General features: G+C 71.2%; 27 protein-coding genes. 23 read left to right on the top strand and 4 right to left on the bottom strand.

What is annotated here, in order from left to right; translation table 11 throughout:
* Positions 1–9 precede the first annotated feature (9 nt).
* Positions 10–918 (top strand): lysophospholipid acyltransferase family protein, encoded by a 909-nt coding sequence (locus EIL87_RS25870; protein ID WP_125093162.1) that lies wholly within the window; start codon positions 10–12, stop codon positions 916–918.
* 142 nt (positions 919–1,060) lie between these two features.
* On the top strand, positions 1,061–1,468 hold the full coding sequence (locus EIL87_RS25865) for a VOC family protein (protein WP_125093161.1): 408 nt from the start codon (positions 1,061–1,063) through the stop codon (positions 1,466–1,468).
* 32 nt (positions 1,469–1,500) lie between these two features.
* Here the strand turns inward: EIL87_RS25865 and EIL87_RS25860 are convergent, their stop codons facing one another.
* Positions 1,501–2,388: an HAD family hydrolase gene (locus tag EIL87_RS25860; RefSeq protein WP_125093363.1), complete on the bottom strand. Its 888-nt coding sequence runs from the start codon at positions 2,386–2,388 to the stop codon at positions 1,501–1,503.
* Positions 2,389–2,577: 189 nt separating this feature from the next.
* Positions 2,578–3,258, bottom strand: coding sequence for a sigma-70 family RNA polymerase sigma factor (locus tag EIL87_RS25855; protein WP_125093160.1), 681 nt, complete (start codon positions 3,256–3,258; stop codon positions 2,578–2,580).
* A gap of 425 nt (positions 3,259–3,683) precedes the next feature.
* On the opposite strand from EIL87_RS25855, the gene EIL87_RS25850 reads away from it, so the two are divergent.
* The 19 genes from EIL87_RS25850 (at position 3,684) to EIL87_RS25760 (ending at position 21,380) form a co-directional block, all read left to right on the top strand.
* The gene (locus tag EIL87_RS25850; protein WP_125093362.1) at positions 3,684–3,902 is read left to right on the top strand and encodes a glutaredoxin family protein; all 219 of its coding nucleotides are present in this window, start codon (positions 3,684–3,686) and stop codon (positions 3,900–3,902) included.
* Positions 3,903–4,200: 298 nt separating this feature from the next.
* The gene (locus EIL87_RS25845) at positions 4,201–5,076 is read left to right on the top strand and encodes a redox-sensing transcriptional repressor Rex (protein ID WP_125093159.1); all 876 of its coding nucleotides are present in this window, start codon (positions 4,201–4,203) and stop codon (positions 5,074–5,076) included.
* The gene (locus EIL87_RS25840; protein WP_125093158.1) at positions 5,073–6,458 is read left to right on the top strand and encodes a glutamyl-tRNA reductase; all 1,386 of its coding nucleotides are present in this window, start codon (positions 5,073–5,075) and stop codon (positions 6,456–6,458) included. The genes EIL87_RS25845 and EIL87_RS25840 overlap by 4 nt, the downstream gene beginning before the upstream one ends.
* Positions 6,455–7,393, top strand: coding sequence for a hydroxymethylbilane synthase (gene hemC, locus EIL87_RS25835; protein ID WP_125093157.1), 939 nt, complete (start codon positions 6,455–6,457; stop codon positions 7,391–7,393). The genes EIL87_RS25840 and hemC overlap by 4 nt, the downstream gene beginning before the upstream one ends.
* 14 nt (positions 7,394–7,407) lie before the next feature.
* Positions 7,408–8,940, top strand: coding sequence for a bifunctional uroporphyrinogen-III C-methyltransferase/uroporphyrinogen-III synthase (locus tag EIL87_RS25830; protein WP_125093156.1), 1,533 nt, complete (start codon positions 7,408–7,410; stop codon positions 8,938–8,940).
* 187 nt (positions 8,941–9,127) lie between these two features.
* Positions 9,128–10,111, top strand: a complete 984-nt coding sequence (gene hemB, locus EIL87_RS25825) for a porphobilinogen synthase (protein ID WP_125093155.1) — start codon at positions 9,128–9,130, stop codon at positions 10,109–10,111.
* Positions 10,108–10,683 carry a hypothetical protein gene (locus EIL87_RS25820; protein ID WP_125093154.1) on the top strand — a complete coding sequence of 192 codons (576 nt, stop codon included), beginning with the start codon at positions 10,108–10,110 and terminating at the stop codon, positions 10,681–10,683. The genes hemB and EIL87_RS25820 overlap by 4 nt, the downstream gene beginning before the upstream one ends.
* Positions 10,684–10,726: 43 nt before the next feature.
* On the top strand, positions 10,727–11,248 hold the full coding sequence (locus EIL87_RS25815; RefSeq protein ID WP_125093153.1) for a hypothetical protein: 522 nt from the start codon (positions 10,727–10,729) through the stop codon (positions 11,246–11,248).
* Positions 11,249–11,414: 166 nt separating this feature from the next.
* A complete protein-coding gene (locus EIL87_RS25810) occupies positions 11,415–12,074 on the top strand; it encodes a proline-rich domain-containing protein (protein ID WP_233576585.1) in 660 nt (219 codons plus the stop codon).
* Entirely contained in the window at positions 12,074–12,433 is a 360-nt protein-coding gene (locus EIL87_RS25805; RefSeq protein ID WP_125093152.1) for a hypothetical protein, read from the top strand. The genes EIL87_RS25810 and EIL87_RS25805 overlap by 1 nt, the downstream gene beginning before the upstream one ends.
* Positions 12,430–12,876, top strand: a complete 447-nt coding sequence (locus EIL87_RS25800; RefSeq protein WP_125093151.1) for a DUF3093 family protein — start codon at positions 12,430–12,432, stop codon at positions 12,874–12,876. The genes EIL87_RS25805 and EIL87_RS25800 overlap by 4 nt, the downstream gene beginning before the upstream one ends.
* A 130-nt stretch (positions 12,877–13,006) precedes the next feature.
* Positions 13,007–13,342: a hypothetical protein gene (locus tag EIL87_RS25795; protein ID WP_125093150.1), complete on the top strand. Its 336-nt coding sequence runs from the start codon at positions 13,007–13,009 to the stop codon at positions 13,340–13,342.
* A gap of 192 nt (positions 13,343–13,534) precedes the next feature.
* Entirely contained in the window at positions 13,535–14,884 is a 1,350-nt protein-coding gene (hemL, locus tag EIL87_RS25790; protein ID WP_125093149.1) for a glutamate-1-semialdehyde 2,1-aminomutase, read from the top strand.
* Positions 14,881–15,525 (top strand): histidine phosphatase family protein, encoded by a 645-nt coding sequence (locus tag EIL87_RS25785; protein WP_125093148.1) that lies wholly within the window; start codon positions 14,881–14,883, stop codon positions 15,523–15,525. The genes hemL and EIL87_RS25785 overlap by 4 nt, the downstream gene beginning before the upstream one ends.
* The gene (locus EIL87_RS25780; RefSeq protein ID WP_125093147.1) at positions 15,522–16,115 is read left to right on the top strand and encodes a TlpA family protein disulfide reductase; all 594 of its coding nucleotides are present in this window, start codon (positions 15,522–15,524) and stop codon (positions 16,113–16,115) included. Before EIL87_RS25785 ends, EIL87_RS25780 begins: the two co-directional genes overlap by 4 nt.
* A gap of 225 nt (positions 16,116–16,340) precedes the next feature.
* A complete protein-coding gene (locus EIL87_RS25775; RefSeq protein ID WP_125093146.1) occupies positions 16,341–17,123 on the top strand; it encodes a cytochrome c biogenesis CcdA family protein in 783 nt (260 codons plus the stop codon).
* Positions 17,123–18,748 (top strand): cytochrome c biogenesis protein ResB, encoded by a 1,626-nt coding sequence (gene resB, locus EIL87_RS25770; RefSeq protein ID WP_125093145.1) that lies wholly within the window; start codon positions 17,123–17,125, stop codon positions 18,746–18,748. The genes EIL87_RS25775 and resB overlap by 1 nt, the downstream gene beginning before the upstream one ends.
* On the top strand, positions 18,748–19,764 hold the full coding sequence (gene ccsB / locus EIL87_RS25765; RefSeq protein ID WP_125093144.1) for a c-type cytochrome biogenesis protein CcsB: 1,017 nt from the start codon (positions 18,748–18,750) through the stop codon (positions 19,762–19,764). Before resB ends, ccsB begins: the two co-directional genes overlap by 1 nt.
* A 182-nt stretch (positions 19,765–19,946) precedes the next feature.
* Entirely contained in the window at positions 19,947–21,380 is a 1,434-nt protein-coding gene (locus EIL87_RS25760) for an AAA family ATPase (protein ID WP_199740611.1), read from the top strand.
* Between the two features lie 269 nt (positions 21,381–21,649).
* Here EIL87_RS25760 and EIL87_RS25755 read toward each other — a convergent pair whose 3' ends face one another.
* Positions 21,650–21,838, bottom strand: a complete 189-nt coding sequence (locus tag EIL87_RS25755) for a hypothetical protein (protein ID WP_125093143.1) — start codon at positions 21,836–21,838, stop codon at positions 21,650–21,652.
* A gap of 320 nt (positions 21,839–22,158) precedes the next feature.
* Positions 22,159–22,383: a BldC family transcriptional regulator gene (locus tag EIL87_RS25750; protein ID WP_125093142.1), complete on the bottom strand. Its 225-nt coding sequence runs from the start codon at positions 22,381–22,383 to the stop codon at positions 22,159–22,161.
* A gap of 194 nt (positions 22,384–22,577) precedes the next feature.
* On the opposite strand from EIL87_RS25750, the gene EIL87_RS25745 reads away from it, so the two are divergent.
* Together EIL87_RS25745 and cds1 are read left to right on the top strand one after the other, a co-directional pair.
* Complete coding sequence (locus EIL87_RS25745; protein ID WP_125093141.1) at positions 22,578–22,949, top strand: DUF4229 domain-containing protein; 372 nt, start codon at positions 22,578–22,580, stop codon at positions 22,947–22,949.
* The gene (gene cds1, locus EIL87_RS25740) at positions 22,946–24,043 is read left to right on the top strand and encodes an L-cysteine desulfhydrase Cds1 (RefSeq protein WP_125093140.1); all 1,098 of its coding nucleotides are present in this window, start codon (positions 22,946–22,948) and stop codon (positions 24,041–24,043) included. Before EIL87_RS25745 ends, cds1 begins: the two co-directional genes overlap by 4 nt.
* The last annotated feature ends 22 nt before the right edge of the window (positions 24,044–24,065 follow it).

The following is a 24,065-nucleotide window of genomic DNA, read 5'->3' as shown; positions in this document are numbered from 1 at the left end:
GGAGGCGCGATGGCCGATGCGCAGGTGATCCCGTTGCGACCGGAGGACGGCGACCACGTTCCTCCGGCCCCCGGCGAGCCCGGGTGGGAGGAGGCGGTCATCGACGTGCTCGCCTTCGCCCGGCGTCGCCTGCTCGGTGACTACGAGGTCGACGAGTTCGGGTTCGACGAGGAGCTGACCGACGAGGTCCTGCTGCGCCTGGTCCGCCCGTTCTACGAGAAGTGGTTCCGGGTGGACGCCATCGGCGTGCACAACGTGCCCGAGACGGGTGCGCTGGTGGTGGCCAACCACTCCGGCACCTTGCCGTGGGACGCGCTGATGACCACGGTCGCCGTGCACGACCACCACCCGGCGCAGCGGCACCTGCGGATGCTGGGCGCGGACCTGCTGTTCCGGACGCCGATGCTGGGATCGTTGGCGCGCAAGGCGGGGCACACCTTGGCCTGCAACCCGGACGCCGAGCGGCTGTTGACCGGCGGCGAGCTGGTGGGCGTGTGGCCTGAGGGCTTCAAGGGCATCGGCAAGCCGTTCAAGGACCGCTACAAGCTGCAGCGCTTCGGCCGCGGGGGTTTCGTCTCGGCGGCGCTGCGCACGGGCGCGCCGATCGTGCCCTGCTCGATCGTGGGGGCCGAGGAGATCTACCCGAAGCTGGCGGACCTCAAGCCGATCGCCCGGCTGCTGGGCCTGCCCTACTTCCCGGTGACGCCGCTGTTCCCGCACTTCGGGCCGCTGGGGACGGTGCCGCTGCCGTCGAAGTGGTACATCGAGTTCGGCGAGCCGATCGAGACCGCCAGGTACCCGGAAGGCGCGGCGGACGACCCGATGCTCGTGTTCAGCTTGTCCGACCAGGTCCGGGAGACCATCCAGCAGACGCTGTACCGGATCCTCTCCCAGCGCACGAGCGTCTTCTTCGGCTGAGGTCCACCCGGTCCGATGATGCCGAGCCCTCGGGGCTGCGCGAGCCGCCACCGGACCACGAGGATGGAGAGCGGGGCCCGGCGCGACGGACGGGGATGCCGCCGCGCCGGGCCCCGCACCCCTACGGCTGGAGGCGATCCCGGTGGCGAAGCTCAACCCGTACCTGCAGTTCGGCGGCGATGCCCGGCAGGCCTTGGAGTTCTACCACTCCGTGCTCGGAGGGGACCTGGCCCTGAACACCTACGGGCAGTTCGGACAGTCGGACGGCCCGTTGGCGGACAAGATCATGCACGGCAACCTGACCACGCAGCTCGGCTTCACGCTGATGGCCGCGGACGCCCCGCCGGACATGACCATGCAGACCGGCAACAACTTCTCGATCAGCATCAGCGGCGAGGCGGACGACGCCGACGCGCTCCGCGGCTACTTCATCAAGCTCGCCGAGGGCGGCCAGGTGCACGTCCCGCTGGAGAAGCAGATGTGGGGCGACGAGTTCGGCATGTGCACCGACCGCTTCGGGATCAACTGGATGGTCAACATCTCGTCGTGAGCCCCGCTGCGCCGTAGCGGCTCCGGTGCTCGTCAGGAGCGGTCGCGGCGGCGGTAGGCCATGCCCGCGGCGACGGCACCCGCAGCGGCACCGGCTCCGAGCACGGAGTTGAGGCCGATGCGGACGGCCTTGCGGCCGGTGCGGAAGTCCCGGACCTCCCAGTCGCGGGCGCGCGCGATCTCGCGGAGCCGCTGGTCGGGGTTGACCGCCACGGCCGTGCCCACCACGGACAACATCGGGATGTCGTTCGCCGAGTCCGAGTAGGCAGTGCACCGCCGCAGGTCCAAGCCCTCGCTGGCGGCGATGGCGCGCACCGCGTGCGCCTTGGCCCGGCCGTGCAGCATCTCGCCGACCAGCCTGCCGGTGTAGACGCCGTCCTCGCTCTCGGAGACGGTCCCCAGCGCGCCGGTCAGGCCCAGCTTCCGGGCGATGATCGAAGCCAGCTCGACCGGGGTCGCGGTCACCAGCCACACCCGCTGACCGGCGTCGAGGTGCATCTGCGCGAGCGCGCGGGTGCCCGCCCAGATCCGGTCGGCCATCAGCTCGTCGTAGATCTCCTCGCTGAGGTTCACCAGCTCTTCGACGCTGCGACCGGCCACGAAGGAGAGCGCCAGCTCGCGGCTGGCCTGGATGTCCTGCGGGTTCTCCCGGCCGCCGACCCGGAACTTGAGCTGCTGCCAGGCGAAGCCGGCGAGGTCCCCGGCGTTGAAGAACTTGCGGGCGGCCAAACCCCGGGCGAAGTGGAACAGGGAGGCGCCCATCATCATCGTGTTGTCGACGTCGAAGAACGCCGCCGCGGTCAGGTCCGGCGGTGTGGTGAGCGTGGCGTCCTGGACCGGCGCGGCGGCGACGGCCGCTTTGGCCGAGGCGCGCCCCGCTACCTTCGCGCTGTCGATCTGCTCTGTGCTGGACGTGCGCATGCCGTTCTGGTCCGCGTCATCGGCCGAGCCCTGCCGTGTCGGCACCGCCGCGCCTCCCGGGGTTCCTCCGGAGTGGTGTGTGCGAAGTCCGTGGTCGTGTGCTGGGCCGACCCGGTCGGGGTCGGCGTCCCCCTAGCTTAAGACCTCGCTCGCGCCACGATTGCGCACCTCCGCCGGGATCGGCAAGCACTAGCGGAGATCGTCGGGCAGGAGTTGCGCCAGCCGGCGGACTGCGCGGTGCTGGAGGGCCTTCACGGCGCCCTCGTTGCGCCGCATGGCGATGGCGGTCTCGGTCACAGACATGTCCTGCAGGAACCGCAGCTGGATGCATTCCCGCTGGTCGGGGTTGAGCTGGCGGATGCACTGCATCAGCTCGCTGTTGGCGGCGTCGAGCAGCACCTGGTGCTCGGGGCCGACGTGCGGGCCCTTGGCGGGCAGGTGGTCGGTGATCTCGGAGGTCGGGACCTCGAGCCGGTTCCGGCTGGACTTGATGTGGTCGAGGATGAGGTTCTTGGCGATCGTGATGAACCAGGCCGCCACGTCCCGGCCCTGGTAGCTGATCGAGGCGATGCGGCGCAGCGCGCGCAGGAACGTCTCGCTGGTGATGTCCTCGGCCAGGCAGTGGTCGCTGACCCGGAACAGCACGTACCGGTAGACGGTGTGCGAGTACTCGTCGTAGAGCCTGCCGAAGGCGTCGTTGTCGCCCTGCTGGGCCGCGCTGACGTAGGCCCAGGTGTCGGGTGCAGCCCACGGAGGGGTGCTCGCCTCAGCGGTCCGGCCGTCCGGTGGGCCCACCGAGCGCGTGGCGACGTGGTGAGGGCGGCCTGCGGTGTCGGGGGCGGGGGGTGCGAGCGTCTTCGGGCTGCTCATCTCCGGCGACCTCCTGCCTTCGTTGGCTTCACCGACCGTGGTGGTACGGGGACGCACCGGGCCGGCGACCATGTCGTCGTGCCCGTGACGGGCACCTGATCCGGGGACCGATCAGGGTCGACGGGTTGCGCCGGTACCGCTCGATCGGGCCTTCACTCGACTGGTCGACTCCCACCGAGGTGGGCGTTGGAGGAGCAGCATACGTGTTGCTACTCATAAGTAGGTAGCTCAAACCGGTGACGGTTCGATCGCTCTGCGTGTTGGCCAGGGGGCAGCAGCCTGATCACGCCGGGTGATTTTCCCCACCCAACCTCGGAGATCGAGGGGCCGAGCCCGGTCTCGGCGGGGTCGCGGGCTGAGTACGTTGGAACGGCCGAAGAGTCGAACCAGCCTGCCGAGGAGGCGCCGTGCACGAGGTGACCGTGATGTCCCGGGAGGGCTGCCACGCCTGCGACGACGCGATCGCCGACGTGCGCCGGATCTGCGGTGAGCTGGGGGTCGGCTGGTCGGTCAGCGACGTCGACACCGACTCCGAACTGCGCGCGGAGTACGGCGACCGGGTCCCGGTGATCTTGATCGATGGAGTCGAGCACGGTTTCTGGAAGGTCGAGGAAGAGCGCTTGCGGCGCGCGCTGCGCAGCTGAGCCGGTTCGCGGCCGGGCGACGTGGCTCACGTGCCCTGTACCACCCGTTTTGGCACTTCAGGGGGGTATCCGGAATGATGGCGGTGAAGGTTTGCGCCACCGGTGCGCTGGCCCCGGCCGACTTTGTGCATGCATTCACAAATGGCTACGGTGTAGGGGTCGTGCCGCCGGAACTCCCCGCCGGGCTCTCCGGCGCGGATCGGCGGATCGGGTGGTTCCGTCTCACCGCTTCCCCGGTGTTCGTCCCACATCGATGCCGCCCGAGGGGCAGACCACCAGCAGGCGAGGGAGATCCAGCGTGACGGCCCAAGGAGCGGACGTGCCAGAAGGAGACGGGCAGGCGACTGCTCGGACCGCTGCGTCCCCGCGGACCCCGGACGCCAACGTGGCCGACGCCAACGGGGCCGCGATCGAGGTCCCGGCGGCTCGCGAGCGCGCCCGTTCCATCCCGGAAGCGGCAGTCGCACGCCTCGCCGTCTACCTGCGAGCCTTGTCCTCGCTCGCCGAGCAGGGCATCACCACGGTCTCCAGCGAGGAGCTCGCCACCGCGGCCGGCGTCAACTCCGCCAAGCTGCGCAAGGACCTCTCCTACATCGGCTCCTACGGCACCCGCGGCGTTGGCTACGAGGTCGAGGTGCTGATCGGTCAGATCGAGCGGACGCTCGGCCTGACCCGCAAGCACAGCGTCGCCGTGGTCGGCATCGGCAACCTCGGGCACGCGCTGGCCAACTACGGCGGGTTCCCGAGCCGCGGGTTCCCCGTCTCGGCGCTGTTCGACCTCGACGACGACCTGGTCGGCGTGCCGGTCGGCGGCATCCCGGTCAGCCACATCGACGACATCGTCGAGGTGTGCTTCGAGCGCGAGGTCACCATCGGCGTCATCGCCACCCCCGCTCAGGGCGCGCAGGAGGTCTGCGACCGCCTGGTCGCCGGTGGCGTGACGTGCATCCTCAACTTCGCCCCGATCGTGCTGCAGGTCCCCGAGCACGTCGAGGTGCGCAAGGTCGACCTGGCGGTGGAGATGCAGATCTTGTCCTTCCACGTGGCCCGCAGGCAGCAGGAGACCGCGAACGCGGTCGACGGTGCTGCGTCCTCCGACGGAGGTCCGCCGGGCGGCGGCGCAGGGCTTCCGGGAGAGATCGATTCGGCGAACAGGATGGTGGAACGGCTGTGAACCTGCTCACCGTCGGCATTTCCCACCACAGCGCCCCGGTCCGGGTCCTGGAGCGGGTCGCCATCAGTGGCGGGGACATCGGCAAGATCCTCGACGAGCTCGTCATGCGCGAGCACATCGCCGAGGCGTTCGTGATCTCCACCTGCAACCGGGTCGAGATCTACGCGCTGGCCGAGACCTTCCACGGCGGCCTGGACGACGTGACGGCCGTGCTGTCGCGGCACTCCGGTACCGAGGTCGGCGAGCTGGCCGACCACCTCTACGTCTACTACGCCGGTGCGGCCGTCGAGCACCTGTTCTCGGTCTCGGCCGGGCTGGACTCGATGGTCGTCGGCGAAGCGCAGATCCTCGGCCAGCTGCGGCAGGCCTACGGCACCGCCGACGAGCGCGGCACCGTCGGCAAGACGCTGCACGAGCTCGCTCAGCAGGCGCTGCGCGTGGGCAAGCGCGTGCACAGCGAGACCGGCATCGACAACGAGGGTGCCTCGGTCGTCTCCGAAGCCCTCGCCGACGCCGAGGCCGCGCTCGACGGGCTCGCCGGCAAGAGCGCGCTGCTGGTCGGCGCCGGCTCGATGGGCGGGCTCACCGCCGCGCAGCTCAAGCGCTCCGGCATCGGCCGCATCGTCATCGCCAACCGCACCGCCGCCAACGGCGAGCGGCTGGCCGAGTCGCTCCGCGCCGACGGCGTCGACGCGGGCACCGCGGACCTCTCGGGCCTGGCCGACGCGATCGCCGCCGCGGACCTCCTGGTCGCCTGCACCGGCGCGATCGGTGCCGTGGTGACCGAAGAGGTCGTCTCGGCCGCCATGACCGTCCGCGACGACCGGCCGCTGCTGTGCTGCGACCTCGGTCTGCCGCGCGACATCGCGGCCGAGGTCGGCGACCTGCCCGGCGTCACCGTGGTGGACCTGGCCAGCCTGCAGCAGCGGCTGTCCGCCAAGCAGGGTGGCAACGAGTCCGAGCGGGCCGCCGAGGTCGTGGCCGAGGAGGTGCGCGGCTACCTCGCCGCGCAGCGCTCGGCCGAGGTGACCCCCACGGTCACCGCGCTGCGCAAGCGCGCCGCCGAGGTCGTCGACAGCGAACTGCTGCGGCTGGACTCGCGGCTCCCCGACATCGACGAGACGACCCGCGAGGAGCTCAACCGCACGGTCCGCCGCGTGGTGGACAAGCTGCTGCACTCGCCGACCGTCCGCGTCAAGCAACTCGCGTCGCAACCGGGCGGCTCCGGCTACGCCGACGCCCTCCGCGAACTCTTCGAGCTCGACCCGCAGGCCGCTGCGGTGATCGGCACCCCGCAAGCCGAGGAGAACCTCCCCGGTGGGGTCACGGTCGCCCAAGCGCTGCTGCGCGGCCGGGCGGAACAGGACGGTGAGGACCGTTGAACAAGACTCTCCGGATCGGCACCCGCGGCAGCGCGCTCGCGATGGCGCAGAGCACGTGGGTCGCCGAGCAGCTGGAGGCTGCCGGGTACCCGACGCAGCTGGTCGCGGTCGAGACCCCTGGTGACCAGTCGACCGCTCCGATCGCCGAGATCGGCGTGGGTGTGTTCACCTCCGCGCTGCGCGAAGCGCTCGCGGCCAACGAGGTCGACGTCGCGATCCACTCCTGCAAAGACTTGCCGACCGAACAAGACCCCCGGTTGTCGCTGGCCGCTGTCCCGGTCCGGGAGGACCCCCGGGACGCGCTGGTGGCGCGGGACGGTCTGACACTCGGCGAACTGCCCCCGGGGTCCGTTGTGGGCACCGGTTCGCCGCGCCGCGCCAGCCAGCTCCGGGCCTCCGGCCTGGGGCTGGAGGTGCGGGGCATCCGCGGCAATGTGGACACCCGAATGCGCAAGGTGACCGACGGCGAGCTGGACGCCGTCGTCCTCGCCCGCGCCGGGCTGGCCCGGGTGGGCCGGCTTTCGGTGATCACGGAATCGCTCGATCCGCTGCAGATGCTGCCCGCGCCCGCCCAGGGTGCGCTCGCAGTGGAATGCCGCGTCGAAGACGTGGACACAGAGCACTTGCTGCAGTCCGTTTTGGACGATCAGGCCAGCCGCGCCGCGGTTGCCGCCGAACGCGCTGTGCTGGCCCGGCTCGAAGCCGGTTGCCACGCGCCGGTCGGCGCGCTGGCCGAAGTGGTGGAGGACCTCGACGAGAACGGGCGCGTGGCGCTGCGCCTGTCCTTGCGTGGGGTGGTAGCGACCGACGACGACGTGCTGGTCCGCGCTTCCGCCACTGGAGAGACGACCGCCGCAGAGCAGCTGGGCCTGGAACTGGCCGACGAGCTGCTCGAAGCCCGGGCCGCACTGCTCAGCGGCCCCGGCAGTAGTTGATGGGGAGTGCCCTGATGACCCGAGCACGTAAGACCCCCGGACGGATTGCTTTCGTGGGCTCCGGTCCCGGTGACGCGGGACTGCTCACCGTTCGGGGCCGGGACGTGATCGCCCGCGCTTCGGTGCTGGTGACCGACCCGGACGTACCCTCCGACATCGTCGCGCTGGCCGCCGAGGGGGCGGAAGTCCGCCCCGCCGTCGGTGACCCGGCCGACGTCGCCAAGGACCTGGCCAACGAGGCCGACACCGGTCGCAACGTCGTGCGCTTGGTCGCCGGCGACCCGCTGACCGCTGACGCGGTGGTCCGCGAGACGCAGGAGGTCGCCAAGACCGAGGCGCCGTTCGACGTCATCCCCGGTGTCGCTGCCGGCAGCGCGGTCCCGGCCTACGCCGGCATCGCGCTGGGCGCGGTGCACACCGAGGTCGACGTCCGCGGTGACGCCGACTGGCAGGCGCTGGCCGGCGTGCCCGGCGCGCTGGTGCTGCACACCACCGGCAGCCACCTCGCGGAGGCCGCTTCGCGGCTGGTCGAGCACGGCCGTCCGGCGACCACCCCGGTCGCGGTGACCGCGTCCGGCACCACGGTGCAGCAGCGCACCATCGACACCACGCTGGCCTCGCTGGCCGCCGACGCCGGTGAGCTGCAGGGCCACCTGGTGGTGACGATCGGCGACGTCGTCTCCGAGCGGAACAAGCTGTCCTGGTGGGAGTCCCGCGCCCTGTACGGCTGGAAGATCCTGGTGCCGCGCACCAAGGAGCAGGCCGGTGTGATGAGCGAGCGGCTGTGGTCGCACGGCGCCGTCTCGCACGAGGTGCCGACCATCTCCGTCGAGCCGCCGCGCAGCCCCGCGCAGATGGAGCGCGCGGTCAAGGGCCTGGTCGACGGCCGCTACCAGTGGGTCGTGTTCACCTCGGCGAACGCGGTCCGGGCGGTGTGGGAGAAGTTCGAGGAGTTCGGCCTGGACGCCCGCGCGTTCTCCGGCGTGAAGATCGCCTGCGTCGGCGAGGCCACCGCGGAGAAGGTGCGCGCCTTCGGCATCATCCCCGAGCTGCTGCCCTCCGGTGACCAGTCCAGCGAGGGCCTGCTGCAGGAGTTCCCGCCGCACGACGACGTCCTGGACCCGGTGGACCGGGTGCTGCTGCCGCGCGCCGACATCGCCACCGAGACCTTGTCGGCCGGTCTGCAGGAGCGTGGCTGGGAGGTCGACGACGTGACGGCCTACCGCACGGTCCGCGCCGCGCCGCCGCCGGCCGAGACCCGCGAGATGATCAAGACCGGTGGTTTCGACGCCGTCTGCTTCACCTCGTCCTCGACGGTGCGCAACCTGGTCGGCATCGCCGGCAAGCCGCACGCCCGCACCCTCGTCGCCTGCATCGGCCCGAACACGGCCGAGACGGCGAAGGAGTTCGGCCTGCGGGTCGACGTCCAGCCCGAAGCCCCCCGGGTCGAGGAGCTGGTCGACGCCCTCGCGGCCCACGCGGCTCGGCTGCGCGCGGAAGGCGCTCTGCCGCCCCCGCGCAAGGCCAAGCGGGCCCGCCGCAGCTGATCACCGCCACGAAGGGCGCCTCTCCGCCGGGGAGGCGCCCTTCGGCGTTCCGCCCCCCGCGCGGGGGCGGAGATCACGTGGTGGTGAGCGTTCGGTCACCGGTGGGGTGAGCCCTGCGGATCGCGGGTTCCGGTGGTGGCTACGCTCGGGGTGTCACCCCGCCGAGTCAGCTTGGGGAGCCGCAGACATGTATCCGACGAGCCGTCCCCGTCGACTCCGCCGCAACCCGGCGGTGCGTCGGCTGGTTTCCGAGACCTCCGTGGAGCCGCGGCACCTGGTGCTGCCGATGTTCGTCCGCGAAGGTGCCTCCGAGCCGATGCCGATCGGGTCGATGCCGGGAGTCGTCCAGCACACCCGCGATTCGCTGAAGAAGGCCGCCGTCGAGGCGGTCAGCGCGGGCGTCGGCGGGCTGATGCTCTTCGGCGTGCCGGAGCAGCACGACGCGGTCGGGTCGGGCGCGGTCGACCCCGACGGGATCCTCAACGTCGCGCTGCGCGACCTGCGCGCCGAGGTCGGCGACAGCACCGTGCTGATGGCGGACCTGTGCCTCGACGAGTTCACCGACCACGGCCACTGCGGCCTGCTGGACGAGGACGGCCACGTCGACAACGACCGCACGCTGCAGGTCTACGGCGAGATGGCCGTGGTGCAGGCGCAGGCCGGGGCTCACGTGGTCGCGCCGAGCGGCATGATGGACGGCCAGGTCGGCGTGATCCGCGACTCGCTGGACGCCACCGGCCACGACCACGTGTCGATCCTGGCCTACTCCGCGAAGTACGCCTCGGCCTTCTACGGCCCGTTCCGCGAGGCCGTCGACTCGCAGCTGAAGGGTGACCGCAAGACCTACCAGCAGGACCCGGCCAACGGCCGCGAAGCCCTGCGGGAAGCCGACCTGGACCTGGCCGAGGGTGCCGACATGGTGATGGTCAAGCCGGCCATGTCCTACCTGGACGTGCTGCGGGACATCGCCGGTGTCGCCGACGTCCCGGTCGCCGCCTACCAGGTCTCCGGCGAGTACTCGATGATCGAGGCCGCGGTCGCCAACGGCTGGCTGGACCGGCAGCGCACCGTCCTGGAGACGCTGACCGCGATCCGCCGCGCGGGGGCGGACGTGGTGCTCACCTACTGGGCGACCGAAGCCGCGCAGTGGCTGCAGGACGCGCGCGGATGACCGACGTGGAGCAGCGGGTGGACGCCTTCGGACGACCGGAACAGCCGCCGGAACCTCCGCAGCCGCCGCAGACCCTGCAGATCGCGCGCTGGCTCTGGATCGCCTCCGTGCTCGTCGGCGTGGTGCAGGCGTTCGTGCAGCTGCTCGACCGGGAGCGGCTGATCACCGAGCTGCGCCAGCTGCAGCCGGAGATGACCCAGACCGACCTGGACGCCGCCGCTAACAGCGGCATCATGTTCACCTTCATGTTCAAGGCGCTGACGCTGATGGTGTACGTGCTGCTGAGCAGGCGGATGCTCGAGGCCCGGCAGTGGGCCCGGGTGACGCTGACGGTGTTCGGCGGGTTCGGCGCGCTCAACGCGGTGGTCACCGTGCTGACGGTGACGCTGGTCGGCCCGGCGCTGATCAAGCAGCTCACCGGGATGACCGTGAGCGGGGTCGACGTGGTGTTCGCGGTGCTCGTCGCGGCCGTGGAGGTCGCCGCGATCGTGTTCATGTACCGGCCGGAGTCCAACCGGTACGTCCGGGAGAACCGCGGTCGCCGTTCGCAGCCGCCGCGCACCGTGCTGTGACGTTCCGGTGGACACGCCGCCGGGCCGTTCCTAGTCTGGCCCGGTGACGCCGCCCGACGCAGTCAACCCGTACGGTGCCGCTCCGCCACCTCCGCCGGGAGGGCCTCCCGGACGCCCCCGCACGGTCGACCTCGCGTTCTGGGCCGGCATCGCCTGCCCGGTCATCGGGTTCGTGATGCTGGCGATGTCGTTCGCCTCGATCAACGACGCCGAGCTGCAGGTCGTCCTCGACCAGGCGGGCGCGACCGGGCAGCGGACGCTCACGCTCGACGAGGCCCGCGCGCTGTTCCGGGTGACGCTCGCGGTCGTGGCGGTGTTCTGCCTGGTCCTCGCGGGCCTGTGGATCATGTTCCTGGTCTTCATGCGCAACGGCCGCAACTGGGCCCGCATCGTGATCACGGTGGTCGGCGCCCTCTGGTTCCTGCTGACGGTCCCCACGGTCATCGGCGGCGCCACCACGTCGATCGTCACGGCCCTGGTGGCCGTCCTCCAACTCGCCGCCATCGCGGCCACGGTCATCTACGCCTACACCGGCGACGCGAACCGCTACTTCCAACCCCGCTGAGCGCCGCCGGGACTGCTGGTCGGCGTGGAGTGCCGCCAGGAGGACGCGCACGACGTCCGGGAGGACTTCGGCGTCGTCGGTGGGCGACGGCGACCGACGTGTCGAGTTCGCGGCACTTGACCTGAACCGGTGGACAGCGGTGATCGGGCCTTCCTAGGGTTCGCCCGTGAGCTATCCCCACAACCCCTGGCAACAGGGCGATCCTCCGCAGCCGGGGACTCCGTCCGGTGGTGTCCCGCAGCAGCCCCCGGGTGGGTTCCAGCCGCATCCGCAGAACCCGTTCAGCGCGCCGCCGGTGCCCGTGCACGAGATGGCGCTGCCGCAGCGGCCGGCCACCGTCGAGACCGCGTTCTGGATCGCCGTGGTGCTCCCGCTGCTGGTCACCGTGCTCAACGTGGTCAGCTACCTGCAGCTGCAGGGCTGGGTGACCGACTCGGTGCGCGGAGGTGCGGACGACGAGCTCGCGGCGGAGATGACCTCCGCGGTCAACGGCGTGATGATGGTCTTCTTCATCATCCTGACGATCTTCTACCTGATCTTGACCGGTCTGTGGATCGCCTTCGGCTTCAAGCTCCGCGCGGGGCGCAACTGGGCGCGCGTCACGCTGACGATCTTCGCCGGGGTCTGGGCGATGTCGAGCCTGGGCACCCTCGCCTCCGGTGGGATGGCGGCCGGCATGGCCGAGGGCGACGCGCTGCCCGGTCCCTACTACGCGTTGAGCTACGTCCAGGGCGGGCTCGGCGCGCTCGGGACGGTCGCCTTCGTGGTGCTGGTCTTCGTGTCGCGGTCCAACGCCTACTTCGACGCCTCGAGCGGCCGGTACTGATGGCACCGCCGAAACCGCTGCGCACCGCGGTCGTGCTGTGGTGGGTCCTGGCCCTGCTCCTGCTGCTGGAGACCGGGCTGGCCTGGACCGACCCCGCCCTCGAGACCCGGCTGCTGGTGGTCAACACCGTTGTCGGGAGCGTGCTGGCCGCTGCCTACCTGGTGCTCGGCTCGCTCGTGTTCCGCCGCACGGCGTGGGCGCGGCTGGTGCTCACGGTGCTCGCGGCCGCGCACCTGGTGCTGATGATCGCCTCGGGTGCCGGTGTCGGAATCCCCCTCCTGCTGCTTGCGCTCGGCGTCGCCGGAACCGTATTGATGTGGGCGCGGCAGAGTTCCGAGTGGCTGACGGGAGAGCGATGAGCGACCCGGTGTTGTACTCCGAACGCGGCAGCAGCTGGTGGCCGGTGCTGTGGGGACCGGTGTTCGCGGCGCTGGGGCTGGTCGTGGAGCAGCTGACGCTCGGCCCGCGGAACGTGGCGATGTGGGTCCTCGTCGGACTCGCACTCGCCGTCGCCGCGGCCATCTGGGCCTACGGCAGGCGCCGGTTGCTCGCGGTCAGCTTGACCCGGTCCGAACTGGTGCTCGGCAGGGAACAGCTCGCCACCGACCGGATCACCGCGGTGCGCGAGGTGGGGGCGCCCGTCGGCGCCAGGGTGCTCGGCGGCAGCTGGACCGTTCCGAAGGGCACCGGCGAGATCCCGCTGCGGCTGGACGACGACACCGTCGTGCTGGCCTGGGCGCGGAACTCGGAGGTGCTGTCCGAGGAGCTCGCGAAGCTGGTCGGGGAGAAGTCCGAGCTGTAGTCGTCAGTCCGTGACCAGCGAGGTGGGCCCTCCTGGAGATCACGGGGGCAGGCGCGGCCCTCCGGTGCCTCGCGCGCCGACCTGATCAGGTCGGTCCTCGTCGACGGCGCTGTGTGAGACGCTTTCCGCCGTGACGACTGCCGAACCGTGGCCCGCCGACGGGCCGAAGCTCGACGGCGACGCCGGACCGGAACGCGCCGGTGGCCGGCTCAACCAGCCGTGGCGAGCGGCCGTGGCCGGGGTCGAACTGGTCGCCGCGGTCGCGCTCGTGCTGCTCGCCTGGTGGGCCTGGGGCCGAGGCGTGGTGACCATCCACCTGCCCGGGCCGCACGGCACCGAGGACGTGGTGACCCGCTCCCTCGGCAGCTGGCTCGCCGGCTCCGCGATCGCCGCGACCACCGCCGGTCTGCTGCTCATCGACGCCACCCGCCAGGTCGGCCTCGCCACCCGCGCAGCCCGCGACTGAGGGCTGCGCACGAAGCCAGGGCCCTGAGCGGCTCCGTGCGCCGCTCCCGACGCGTGCCCGCGCAACGCGTCGCGGCAGCGCTTGCTGACCAGCTCTGAGCAGGGACCGAGCACCGTGCTCCGAGGTGACGTCGTCGTGGGCGGGGGTCGGGGTGCGCCCGCCCACATCTCCGGGAGTGTCAAACTGGAGGGCGTGACAGCTTCTGCGAACTCCGCTACGACCCGGCACGACGATCCGGCTCCGCAGTCGCGGCAGCTGTTCGAGCGTGCCCAGGAGGTGACGCCCGGCGGCGTCAACTCGCCCGTCCGCGCCTTCCAGTCCGTGGGTGGCACGCCGCGGTTCATGGTCCGCGGCGAGGGCGCCTACCTGTGGGACGCCGACGACAACTGCTACGTCGACCTGGTGTCGTCCTGGGGCCCGATGATCAACGGGCACGCGCACCCCGACGTCGTCTCCGCTGTGCGCGACACCGCCGTCCACGGCACGTCGTTCGGCACGCCCAGCGTCGGTGAGATCGACCTCGCGCAGGAGATCATCAACCGGGTCGAGCCCGTCGAGCAGGTCCGCCTGGTCAACTCCGGCACCGAGGCGACCATGAGCGCCGTCCGGCTCGCCCGCGCCTTCACCGGCAAGCAGAAGATCGTCAAGTTCGCCGGCTGCTACCACGGCCACGTGGACGCGCTGCTGGCCAGCGCCGGATCCGGGGTCGCGACGCTGGGCCTGCCAGCCTCGCCGGGCGTCACCGGCGCGCAGGCCTCCGACACCCTCGTGCTGCCCTACAACGACCTCGAGGCCGTGCGGCAGGTCTTCGCCGAGCAGGGCGACGAGATCGCCTGCGTGATCACCGAAGCCGCGGCGGGCAACATGGGCACGGTCGCCCCGGTGCCCGGCTTCAACGCCGGTCTCGAGGAGCTGACCAGTGCGCACGGCGCCCTGCTGATCATGGACGAGGTGATGACCGGCTTCCGCGTCTCGTCCGCGGGCTGGTTCGGCATCGACGGCGTCGCCGGTGACCTCTACACCTTCGGCAAGGTCATGTCCGGCGGTCTGCCGGCCGCGGCCTTCGGCGGTCGCGCGGACGTCATGGAGCGGCTCGCGCCGACAGGACCCGTCTACCAGGCGGGCACGCTGGCCGGGAACCCGATCGCCGTCGCCTCCGGTCTCGCCAACCTCCGCGCCGCCGACGCCTCGGTCTACGCCGCGCTCGACCGCAACGCCGACCGGCTGCGCGGGCTGATCGGCGACGCGCTCAACGCCGAAGGCGTGGCGCACCAGATCGCTTCGGCGGGCAACATGCTCAGCGTCTTCTTCAGCGAGACACCGGTCCACACCTTCGAGCAGGCGCAGGGCCAGCAGACCTGGCGGTTCCCGCCGTTCTTCCACGAGCTGCTGGCGCGCGGCGTCTACCCGCCGCCGAGCGCCTTCGAGACCTGGTTCGTCAACGCCGCGATGGACGACGCGGCGTTCGAGCAGATCGCCGAGGCCCTCCCGCACGCCGCGCGTGCGGCGGCCGCGGCGACCGCACCGGAGGCGTCGAAATGAGCGAGCCCCGGGGTGAGAAGACGCTCGTGCACTTCCTGCGACACGGGGAGGTGCACAACCCCGAGGGCGTCCTCTACGGCCGCTTGCCCGGGTACCGGTTGTCCGACAAGGGCGAACGGCAGGCCAAGCTCGTCGCGGAGTTCCTCTCCGGGCACGACATCGCCCGCGTGATCGCGTCTCCGCTGCAGCGCGCGCAGGAGACCGCCCGGCCGCTGGCCGACATGTTCGGCACCGAGGTGGCCACCGACGACAGGCTCATCGAAGCCGACAACCGCTTCGAGGGACTGAAGGTCTCGGTCGGCGACGGTGCGCTGCGCTCGCCCCGGCACTGGCCGAAGCTGTGGAACCCGTTCGCGCCCTCGTGGGGTGAGCCCTACCTGGAGATCGCGCACCGGATGCTCGGCGCCGCGCACCGCGCTCGCGCCGCGGTGGCCGGCCGGGAGGCGGTGTGCGTCTCCCACCAGCTGCCGATCTGGACGCTGCGCCGCTACGTCGAGGGCAAGCCGATGTGGCACGACCCGCGGCGGCGCCAGTGCTCGTTGGCCTCGCTGACCACGCTGGTGTTCCGCGGCGAAGAACTGGTGCGGGTGGCCTACGTGGAACCCGCCGGTGGCACCGATCCGAGAGTGACGGGCGCATGAGGAAGCTTCTCCAACGGCTCGGCCTGATCACGGCCGCGCTGGTGCTGGTCGGTGGCTGCGCCACCCAGGGCGACGACGCGAACAAGGCGGGCGGCGAGTTCACCTTCGTCTCGCCCGGCGGGCAGACCCGCATCTTCTACCCCGCCGCCGAGCGGGGCCGGATCAGCTCGCTGTCCGGCGACGACCTGCTGACCCCGGGCAAGCAGACGGGCATCCAGGACTTCCCGGGCCAGGTCGTGGTGCTCAACGTCTGGGGCTCGTGGTGCGGGCCGTGCCGCTCCGAGGCCGACGACCTGCAGGCCGTGCAGGACAAGCTGGGCCCGCAAGGCGTCCAGGTCCTCGGGATCAACGTCCGGGACAACCAGAGCGCCGCGGCGGACTTCCACCGCGACCGCGGGCTGACCTACCCGTCGATCTTCGACCCGGCCGGGCGCACGCTGCTCTCGCTGCGCCAGTTCCCGCGCAGCACGGTCCCGGCGACGATCGTGCTGGACCGCCAGCACCGCGTCGCGGCGATCTTCCTCACCGAGATGCTGGAGAGCGACCTCCTGCCGGAGGTGCAGAAGATCGCCGCCGAACCGGCCGCGTAGGGGGAGCTGCCGCTCGGCGGTGACGGCCCTCACGCGGGCGGCAAGTGCGCCGCTCAGCGTGTGATGCTTGTCTCCCGCAGCGGGGATCTTGGTCCTGAAATCGGTGGGACCAACGTCCTCCGGCCGCGCGGACCGTGCGTGCGGACCGCCTCCACCAGGGCATTCGTGGGCCGGCTCACCGAGCCCGGTGCGTGAGGGCGACGTCGGCTTTCCTACCCTCGAAGCGTGAACCCCACCGAGCTCGCCGCGTCCGGACCGCTGCTGTTCGCGGCGGCAGTCGCGGCGCTCGCCGGGGCGATCAGCTTCGCGTCGCCCTGCGTGGTCCCGCTGGTCCCCGGGTACCTGGCGTACCTCGCCGGTGTGGTGGGGGCCGACGCGCCGCCGGTCGACGAAGCCGAGACCGAGCAGGACCGGCGCGGCCGCTGGCGGGTGGCCGGTGCCGCGCTGCTGTTCGTGGCCGGTTTCAGCGTCGTGTTCGCCGCGGGAGCGTTGCTGCTGCTCGGCCTGTCCGACGCTCTGCTGACCAACGAGCTGCTGCTGCAGCGCATCGGCGGCGTCGTCACGGTCGCGATGGGCCTGGTGTTCCTCGGGCTGGTCCCCGCTCTGCAGCGCGACGTGCGCGTGCACCGCGTGCCCAGCGCCGGGGTGTGGGGCGCGCCGCTGCTCGGTGCGGTGTTCGGCCTGGGCTGGACGCCGTGCCTGGGCCCGACCCTGGTGGGCGTCATCTCGGTCGCCGCGGGCACCGATGTGGACACCGGCACCGCGCTGCGCGGGTTCCTGCTGGTGCTCGCCTACTGCGTCGGCCTCGGTGTTCCGTTCGTGGTGCTGGCGCTGGGCGCCCGCTGGGCGGTGCGCAGCGCCGGCTGGCTGCGGCGACGTGGACGCGCGATCCAGATCGCGGGTGGAGTGCTGCTGGTGGTGGTGGGCTTGCTGCTCGTCACCGGTCTGTGGGGAGAGCTGATCTCGATGCTTCGTGGCCCGATCGCCGGTTTCGAAACGCCGATCTGATGCGCGAACACGTCACGACCGCTCTCGCCTTCCTGCGCAACACCTGGCGCGGGCTGACCTCCATGCGCACCGCCCTGGTGCTGCTGTTCCTGCTCGCCATGGCCGCGCTGCCGGGTGCGCTGATCCCGCAGCGCTCGCTGAACCAGTCCGAAGTGGACCGGTACTTCCGGGAGTACCCCGAGCTCGCGCCGATCCTCGACGAGGTCGGCATGTTCGAGGTGTTCAGCTCGGTCTGGTTCGCCTCGATCTACGTCCTGCTGTTCATCTCGCTGATCGGCTGCCTGCTGCCGCGCTGCTGGGAGCACTACAAGCAGTGGCGCGCCAAGCCGGTCCGGACTCCGCGCAACCTGTCCCGGTTGCCGCACCACGCCGAGAAGACCCTCGACGACACCTCCGTCGACGAAGCGATCGCCGCCGCCCGGAGGCGGTTGCGCGGCTGGCGAACGGTCGAGCACGAGGAGGCCGACGGCGGCCGCTCGATCAGCGCCGAGCGCGGGTACCTGCGCGAGGTCGGCAACCTGGTCTTCCACTTCGCGCTGGTCGGGCTGCTGGTCGGTCTCGCGGGCGGCAAGCTCTACGGCTACGAGGGCCAGGTCATCGTGATGGCCGACGGCTCTGAGTTCTGCAACTCCGGCACCTACAACTACGACTCGTTCCGCGCCGGACTGTCGGTCGACGGCACCCAGCTGTCCCCGTTCTGCGTCAAGGTCGACGACTTCGACGTCGACTACCAGCCCAACGGCCAGGTGGGCAGCTACCGCGTGGGCATGCAGTACCAGTCCGGCGAGGACCTGACGAGCAACTCCTGGAAGCCGTACACGCTGCAGGTCAACCACCCGCTGCGGACCGCGGGCGACCGGGTCTACCTGACCGGCAACGGTTACGCGCCCCGGTTCACCGTCACCTGGCCCGACGGCCAGCAGCGCACCGGGCTCGTGCAGTGGCAGCCGATGTCGCCGCAGACGATGCTCTCCCAGGGCGCCACCAAGTTCGACCCGCCCGGCGTCACCGACGAGGTCCAGCGCAGGCAGAACCAGCTGGCCATCACGGGCCTGTTCGCGCCGACCGCCGCCCTCGACGGCAAGGTGCTGAGCTCCAGCTTCCCCGACCTGCTGGACCCGGCCGCGGCCATCGACGTGATGCGCGGCGACCTGGGGCTGGACTCCGGGCGCGGCCAGTCGATCTTCGGCGTGGACCAGCGGATGGTCGAGCAGGGCAGGCTCCAGCGCGTGGCGCGCGAGAACGTGCGCGTCGGCGAGGAGATCCGCCTCGACGACGGCACCACGGTCCGCTTCGACGGCGTCGAGCGCTGGGCGAACCTGCAGGTCTCGCACGACCCGTTCCAGACGTGGGTGCTGGGCTTCGCGGTGCTCATCATCTTCGGGCTCGGCACCTCCCTGATCATCAAGCGCCGGCGCGTCTGGGTGCGGGTCGCACCGCACCCGGAATCCGGTGAAAGCCCCGCCGCACGTACTGTTGTCGAGGTCGGCGGGCTCGCCCGCACCGACCAGGCCGGGTACGGCGAGGAGTTCGCCCGGATCGCCGACGACCTGCTCGGTGCGGATGTCGACCACTCGCCCCAGCCCCGCGCGGACGCTGGGACCGCGCGCGAAAGGAAGAGCTGATGCCGGTCAACGAGACGCTGTCCAACTACAGCGACATGGCCTACGCCACTTCGGTGGTCATCTACATCGCCGCGATGCTGCTGTACTTCGGCGAGTTCGCCCTCGGCCGGGTCGCCACGGCCGCCAAGGCCAAGGAAACCGCGCTGGTCGGGGCCGAGAAGTCGGCCGGGTCCACCGGGGCGAAGGACGTCGTCGGTCACGTCCCGTCCCAGCCGAAGCGGCCGATGGCCGAGCGCCTGGGCGGCATGGCCGTGTCGATGACCGTGCTCGGCGCGCTGGTGCACTTCGGGTCCTTGCTGACCCGCGGTCTGGCCACCGAGCGGGTGCCGTGGGGCAACATGTACGAGTTCGGCTCGGCGATCTGCCTGGCCGCCGTGCTGGCCTGGTTGATCGTGCTGTTCCGGCAGCTGCGCACCGCCCGCCGCGAGGCCACCCCGGCCCAGCTGCGCGGGCTCGGCGGTTTCCTGATGCTGCCGGTGACGCTGCTGCTGTTCCTGTCCGGCACCGTGCTCTACGCCGAGGCCGCACCGCTGCAGCCGGCGCTGCAGTCGTACTGGATCGTCATCCACGTCGCCGCCGCGATCGTCTCCAGCGGTGCGCTGATGTTCGCCGGTGTCGCCAGCGTCCTCTACCTGCTGCGCTCCCGGTACGAGAACAACCCGCTGAAGATGACGAAGGTCGGTTCGCGGCTGCCCACCAGCCAAGCGCTGGACCGGATGGCCTACCGCGCCACCGTGATCATCTTCCCGGTGTGGACGTTCGCGATCATCGCCGGCGCCATCTGGGCGGAGGCCGCCTGGGGCCGCTTCTGGGGCTGGGACCCCAAGGAGACCTGCGCGTTCATCGCGTGGATCGTCTACGCCGCTTACCTGCACGCGCGTGCGACCGCGGGCTGGCGCGGGGTGCGCTCGGCGTGGATCAACGTCCTCGGCCTGGCCGTGATGATCTTCAACCTGTTCTTCGTCAACCTCGTCGTCGCGGGCCTGCACTCCTACGCCGGTGTCCCGGGTTCCTGACGGCACCCGATCCGGCGTTCGCACGGCCGCGACGGCGCGTTCGCTCGCAGTCGTGGCGTGAATCGCGTTCGGTGTCCGCAGGCGCCTACCCGCCACCTATGGTGACTGGGGGTGCAGGTGGGACTAGGTTCCACAGCTGAAGTGGTGCACCGCTCGACGCGAACGTGGGAGGGACGGCGACGGTGACGGGACAGCACGAAGAGCCCGAGACGCGGCGGGACGTCGGTGCCGTCGCGCCGCAGGCGGACGGCGCCGAGGCTGAGGGCAAGAACGGCGCCGGTTCCTACACCGAACCGGAAACCCGGCCGCAGCAGCCGAAGCCGGTGCCCGAGCACCCCGAACCCTCGTACGTGGACCCGTCGCAGCCCGACGGTTCCGGCCCCTACCCGGTCGCGGACACCCCGCAGCCGTACTACCCGAGCGGAGCGCCGGTGTACCCCGACCCGTCCCAGTCCGGCCCGCAGCCGCAGCAGCAGCCGCAGCAGCAGTGGCCTGGCCACCCGGGGGCGCAGTCCGGTCCCTACGAGGTCTCCGGTCCGCACCCGGTGTCCCAGGGCGGCTCCGGGCCCGTCCCGGTGAGCCCGTACGCGCCCGTGGCCGGCGGCCCCTCGGGCCCGTTCCCGACGGGTCAGCCGTACCCGCAGCAGGGCCCGGTGCAGGGCGGCCCCCAGCAGGGCCCGCCGCCGAACCCGGACCTGTCCTCCGCGCAGCTGCTGCGGCCGACCAAGCGCCCGCCGCAGTCCGGGTGGCGCAAGGCCGTGTACCTGGCCAGCGGCAAGACCATCAACCTCGGCGAGGGTCCGACGGACCGGCGGCGCCGGGAGCTCATCACACGGGTCAACCAGCCGCTGCAGGGCTGCTACAAGATCGCGATGCTCAGCCTCAAGGGCGGCGTCGGCAAGACCACGGCCACCGCCACGCTCGGCGCGACGTTCGCCTCCCTGCGCGGTGACCGGATCATCGCGGTCGACGCGAACCCGGACCGCGGCACGCTGAGCCAGAAGATCCCGCTGGAGACCACCGCGACCGTCCGGCACCTGCTGCGCGACGCGCACCGGATCCGCCGCTACAGCGACGTCCGCTCCTACACCTCGCAGGGCCCGAGCAGGCTGGAGATCCTCGCCAGCGAGCAGGACCCTGCGGTCTCCGAGGCGTTCAGCGAGGACGACTACCGGCGCACCGTGACGCTGCTGGAGCACTTCTACAACGTGGTGCTCACCGACTGCGGCACCGGCCTGATGCACTCGGCCATGAAGGGCGTGCTCGACGTCGCCGACTCGCTTGTCATCGTCTCCTCCAGCTCGCTGGACGGAGCCCGCAGTGCCTCGGCAACCCTGGACTGGCTGGACGCCCACGGCTACGGCGAGCTGGTGGCCCGCTCGGTGGCCGTGATCAACTCCGTCCGCCCGGGTTCGGGGAAGGTCGACGTCGACAAGCTCGGCGCGCACTTCGCGGCGCGCTGCCGCGCCGTCGCGCGGATCCCGTTCGACCCGCACCTGGAGGAGGGCGCCGAGGTTGAGCTCGACCAGCTGGCCGCCCCCACCCGCATGGCGCTCCTGGAACTGGCAGCAGTGGTAGCGGACGACTTCCCCCACGCCCCAGGCCGACAGGCCTAGCGCCAATCGACCACTGCGGCGGTGCACCTGAGCCAGGCGTGGCCCTCAGCGCGCACGGCCGCAGGCTTGAGGCGGCTCGCGGCGGCAGCCGCGTCGTCAGGTGTGGGACTCACCTCGCACCGCCGCAGGTTCTGAGCGGCTTCGTGGCGAGTACGCCGCGACGCCGTGCACTGGCGGCGTGCATCAGGAGTGGCGCACGGAGTCCACGGAGCCGCTCAGGTTCTGCCGCCCGCACCGCTGAGAAGACGAGTGCTCAGGAGGAACGCGATTCAATCCTCTTCTGCTGGGCGTTCGTTGTTGCGCTGCTGCTCGGCCAACTTCCGCAGGAACTCCGGGTCGTCGTCGGGAGCGACGGGGGTTCGCCGGGGACGCGCTGTGGCGGCGACCTCCGGACCGAACGCCTTCCACATCAGCACAGCGATGGTGATCGCGCCGATCGCGGCGAGGGCATAGATCATCGTGGCCACCTCCAAACGTTCTGCTTCCGAGGTTAGCCCAATCGGAGTGGGTGCTGTCCTCGTCCGAACGTGTCCGGTGGCGAGCGGGCCCCTGGTGACGCCTCGCGGGAGTGCGGGCCGTCACCAGGGGCGGCGGTCGTCATCGGCCGGCCGCCCCGTGGTCGTCGACGTGGTGCGGTGGTTCTCGGCTGGTGCGACTGCTCTTCGGCGCTCCGCTGCGGTGGCTGCGAGCACTCACCACGAGGGGTTGGCAAGTGGGTCGAGCTCCGCCGCGTCGCGTACGCGCCGCTCGGGACGTGCCCCGCTGCCGGACCGGTCGGTCAGGCTGTGCGGTCGACGTCGTTGGTCAGCTCGGCCAGCAGGGTGCGGACCTCAGACTCGCGGAAGCGACGGTGACCACCGGGGGTGCGGATGGAACCGATCCGGCCCGCGGTGGCCCATCGGGTCACGGTCTTGGGGTCGACCCGGAAGAGCGCCGCGACCTCACCCGGGGTGAGGAGCTGCTCCTGACCGTTCTGGCGAGGTTGCTGAGTCGACGCGGTCACAGGTGACCTCCACTTTTGCGATAACTGGTATTCGGGCATTCCGGTCGCATCGTGGCACTCGGAAGGTCAGGTACTCGAACATTTGGGTTTAGGTAAAGGGAAGGTAAGGGACGAAAACGGCGCTTCGGGCGACCGTCGTCGCTGGTCGCGGCCGCTTCGCTGGGCCGCATCCGGGGTGCTCTACCCTGGGTGACGTGCGGGAACAGCAGGAGACGACGACCGAGTCCGAACCGACGGCAGCAGCCGTCCCCGAGGCGGGCACCGCCGCGAAGGCAGGCGGTCAGTCGGAGGCCACGCCCCACCTCGCCCGCGACATCGCGCTCTACACCGCCGCCCGGTTCGGCCTGGTCGCGATCGTCGCCGGACTGCTGGTGCTGGCCCAGGTACCGGTGCTGGTGGCGATCGCCGTGTCCGTCGTCGTGGTCATGCCCCTGTCCTTGCTCGTCTTCGGCCGGCTTCGGCGCCGCGTGGCGCTCGGCATGGCCGAGCGCACCGAGCACCGCCGCGAACGCCGTGAGCAGCTGCGTGCCCAGCTGCGCGGTGACGCCCCGGCGGACGGCGAATGATCAGCGACGTCGATCGCTCCTGCGCGCGCACGCGGGCGTGGACCAACGAGGCGGTCCGGATCATCGAGGCCGACGCCAACCGCAGCGCCGACACGCACCTGCTGCGGTACCCGCTCCCCGCGGAGTGGGGGATCGACCTCTACCTCAAGGACGAGTCAACACATCCGACCGGTTCGCTCAAGCACCGGCTGGCCCGCTCGCTGTTCCTCTACGCCATCTGCAACGGTTGGGTGACCGAGAACACGCCCGTGATCGAGGCGTCGTCCGGGTCCACGGCGGTGTCCGAGGCCTACTTCGCCCGCCTGCTCGATCTGCCGTTCATCGCCGTGATGCCCCGCTCCACCAGCAGCGAGAAGGTCGCGCTGATCGAGTGGCAAGGCGGACGCTGCCACTTCGTCGACGAACCCGGCGCGATCTACACCGAATCGCGGCGGCTGGCCGCTGAGCTCGGCGGCCACTTCATGGACCAGTTCACCCACGCTGAGCGCGCCACGGACTGGCGCGGCAACAACAACATCGCCGAGTCGATCTTCGAGCAGCTCGCGCTCGAACGGCACCCCGAACCCGCGTGGATCGTCGTCGGTGCTGGCACCGGGGGCACCAGCGCGACGATCGGTCGTTACCTGCGCTACCGCAGGCTGAGCACTCGGCTGGCGGTCGTCGACCCGCAGCGCTCGGTGTTCTTCGAGGCGTGGCGCGACAGCGACCCGTCGCGGACTAGCGATTCCGGTTCGCTCATCGAGGGGATCGGCAGGCCGCGGGTCGAGCCCTCCTTCATCGGCCAAGCCATCGACCGGATGATCAAGGTGCCGGACGCGGCCTCCATCGCCACGATCCGCTGCACCGAGCAGGTCCTCGGCCGCCGCGTCGGCGGCTCCACCGGGACCAACCTGTGGGGCGTGTTCGCGCTGGTCTCGGAGATGCTGGCGCAGGGGCGCACGGGAAGCATCGTCACGCTGCTCTGCGACGGCGGTGAGCGCTACACCCACACCTACTTCGACGACGCCTGGGTCGCCGAGCAGGGCATGGACCTCGAAGCGCCGCGGAAGGTGCTGGAGCACTTCCACTCCACCGGCGAGTTCCAGGCAGACTAGGTCGTCGACGATCGTGCGCGGA

The sequence above is a fragment of the Saccharopolyspora rhizosphaerae genome, from assembly GCF_003931915.1.
GTDB lineage: Bacteria > Actinomycetota > Actinomycetes > Mycobacteriales > Pseudonocardiaceae > Saccharopolyspora > Saccharopolyspora rhizosphaerae.
The sequence above is the reverse complement of the archived record's forward strand: the minus strand, read 5'-3'. Positions and strand labels throughout refer to the sequence as shown.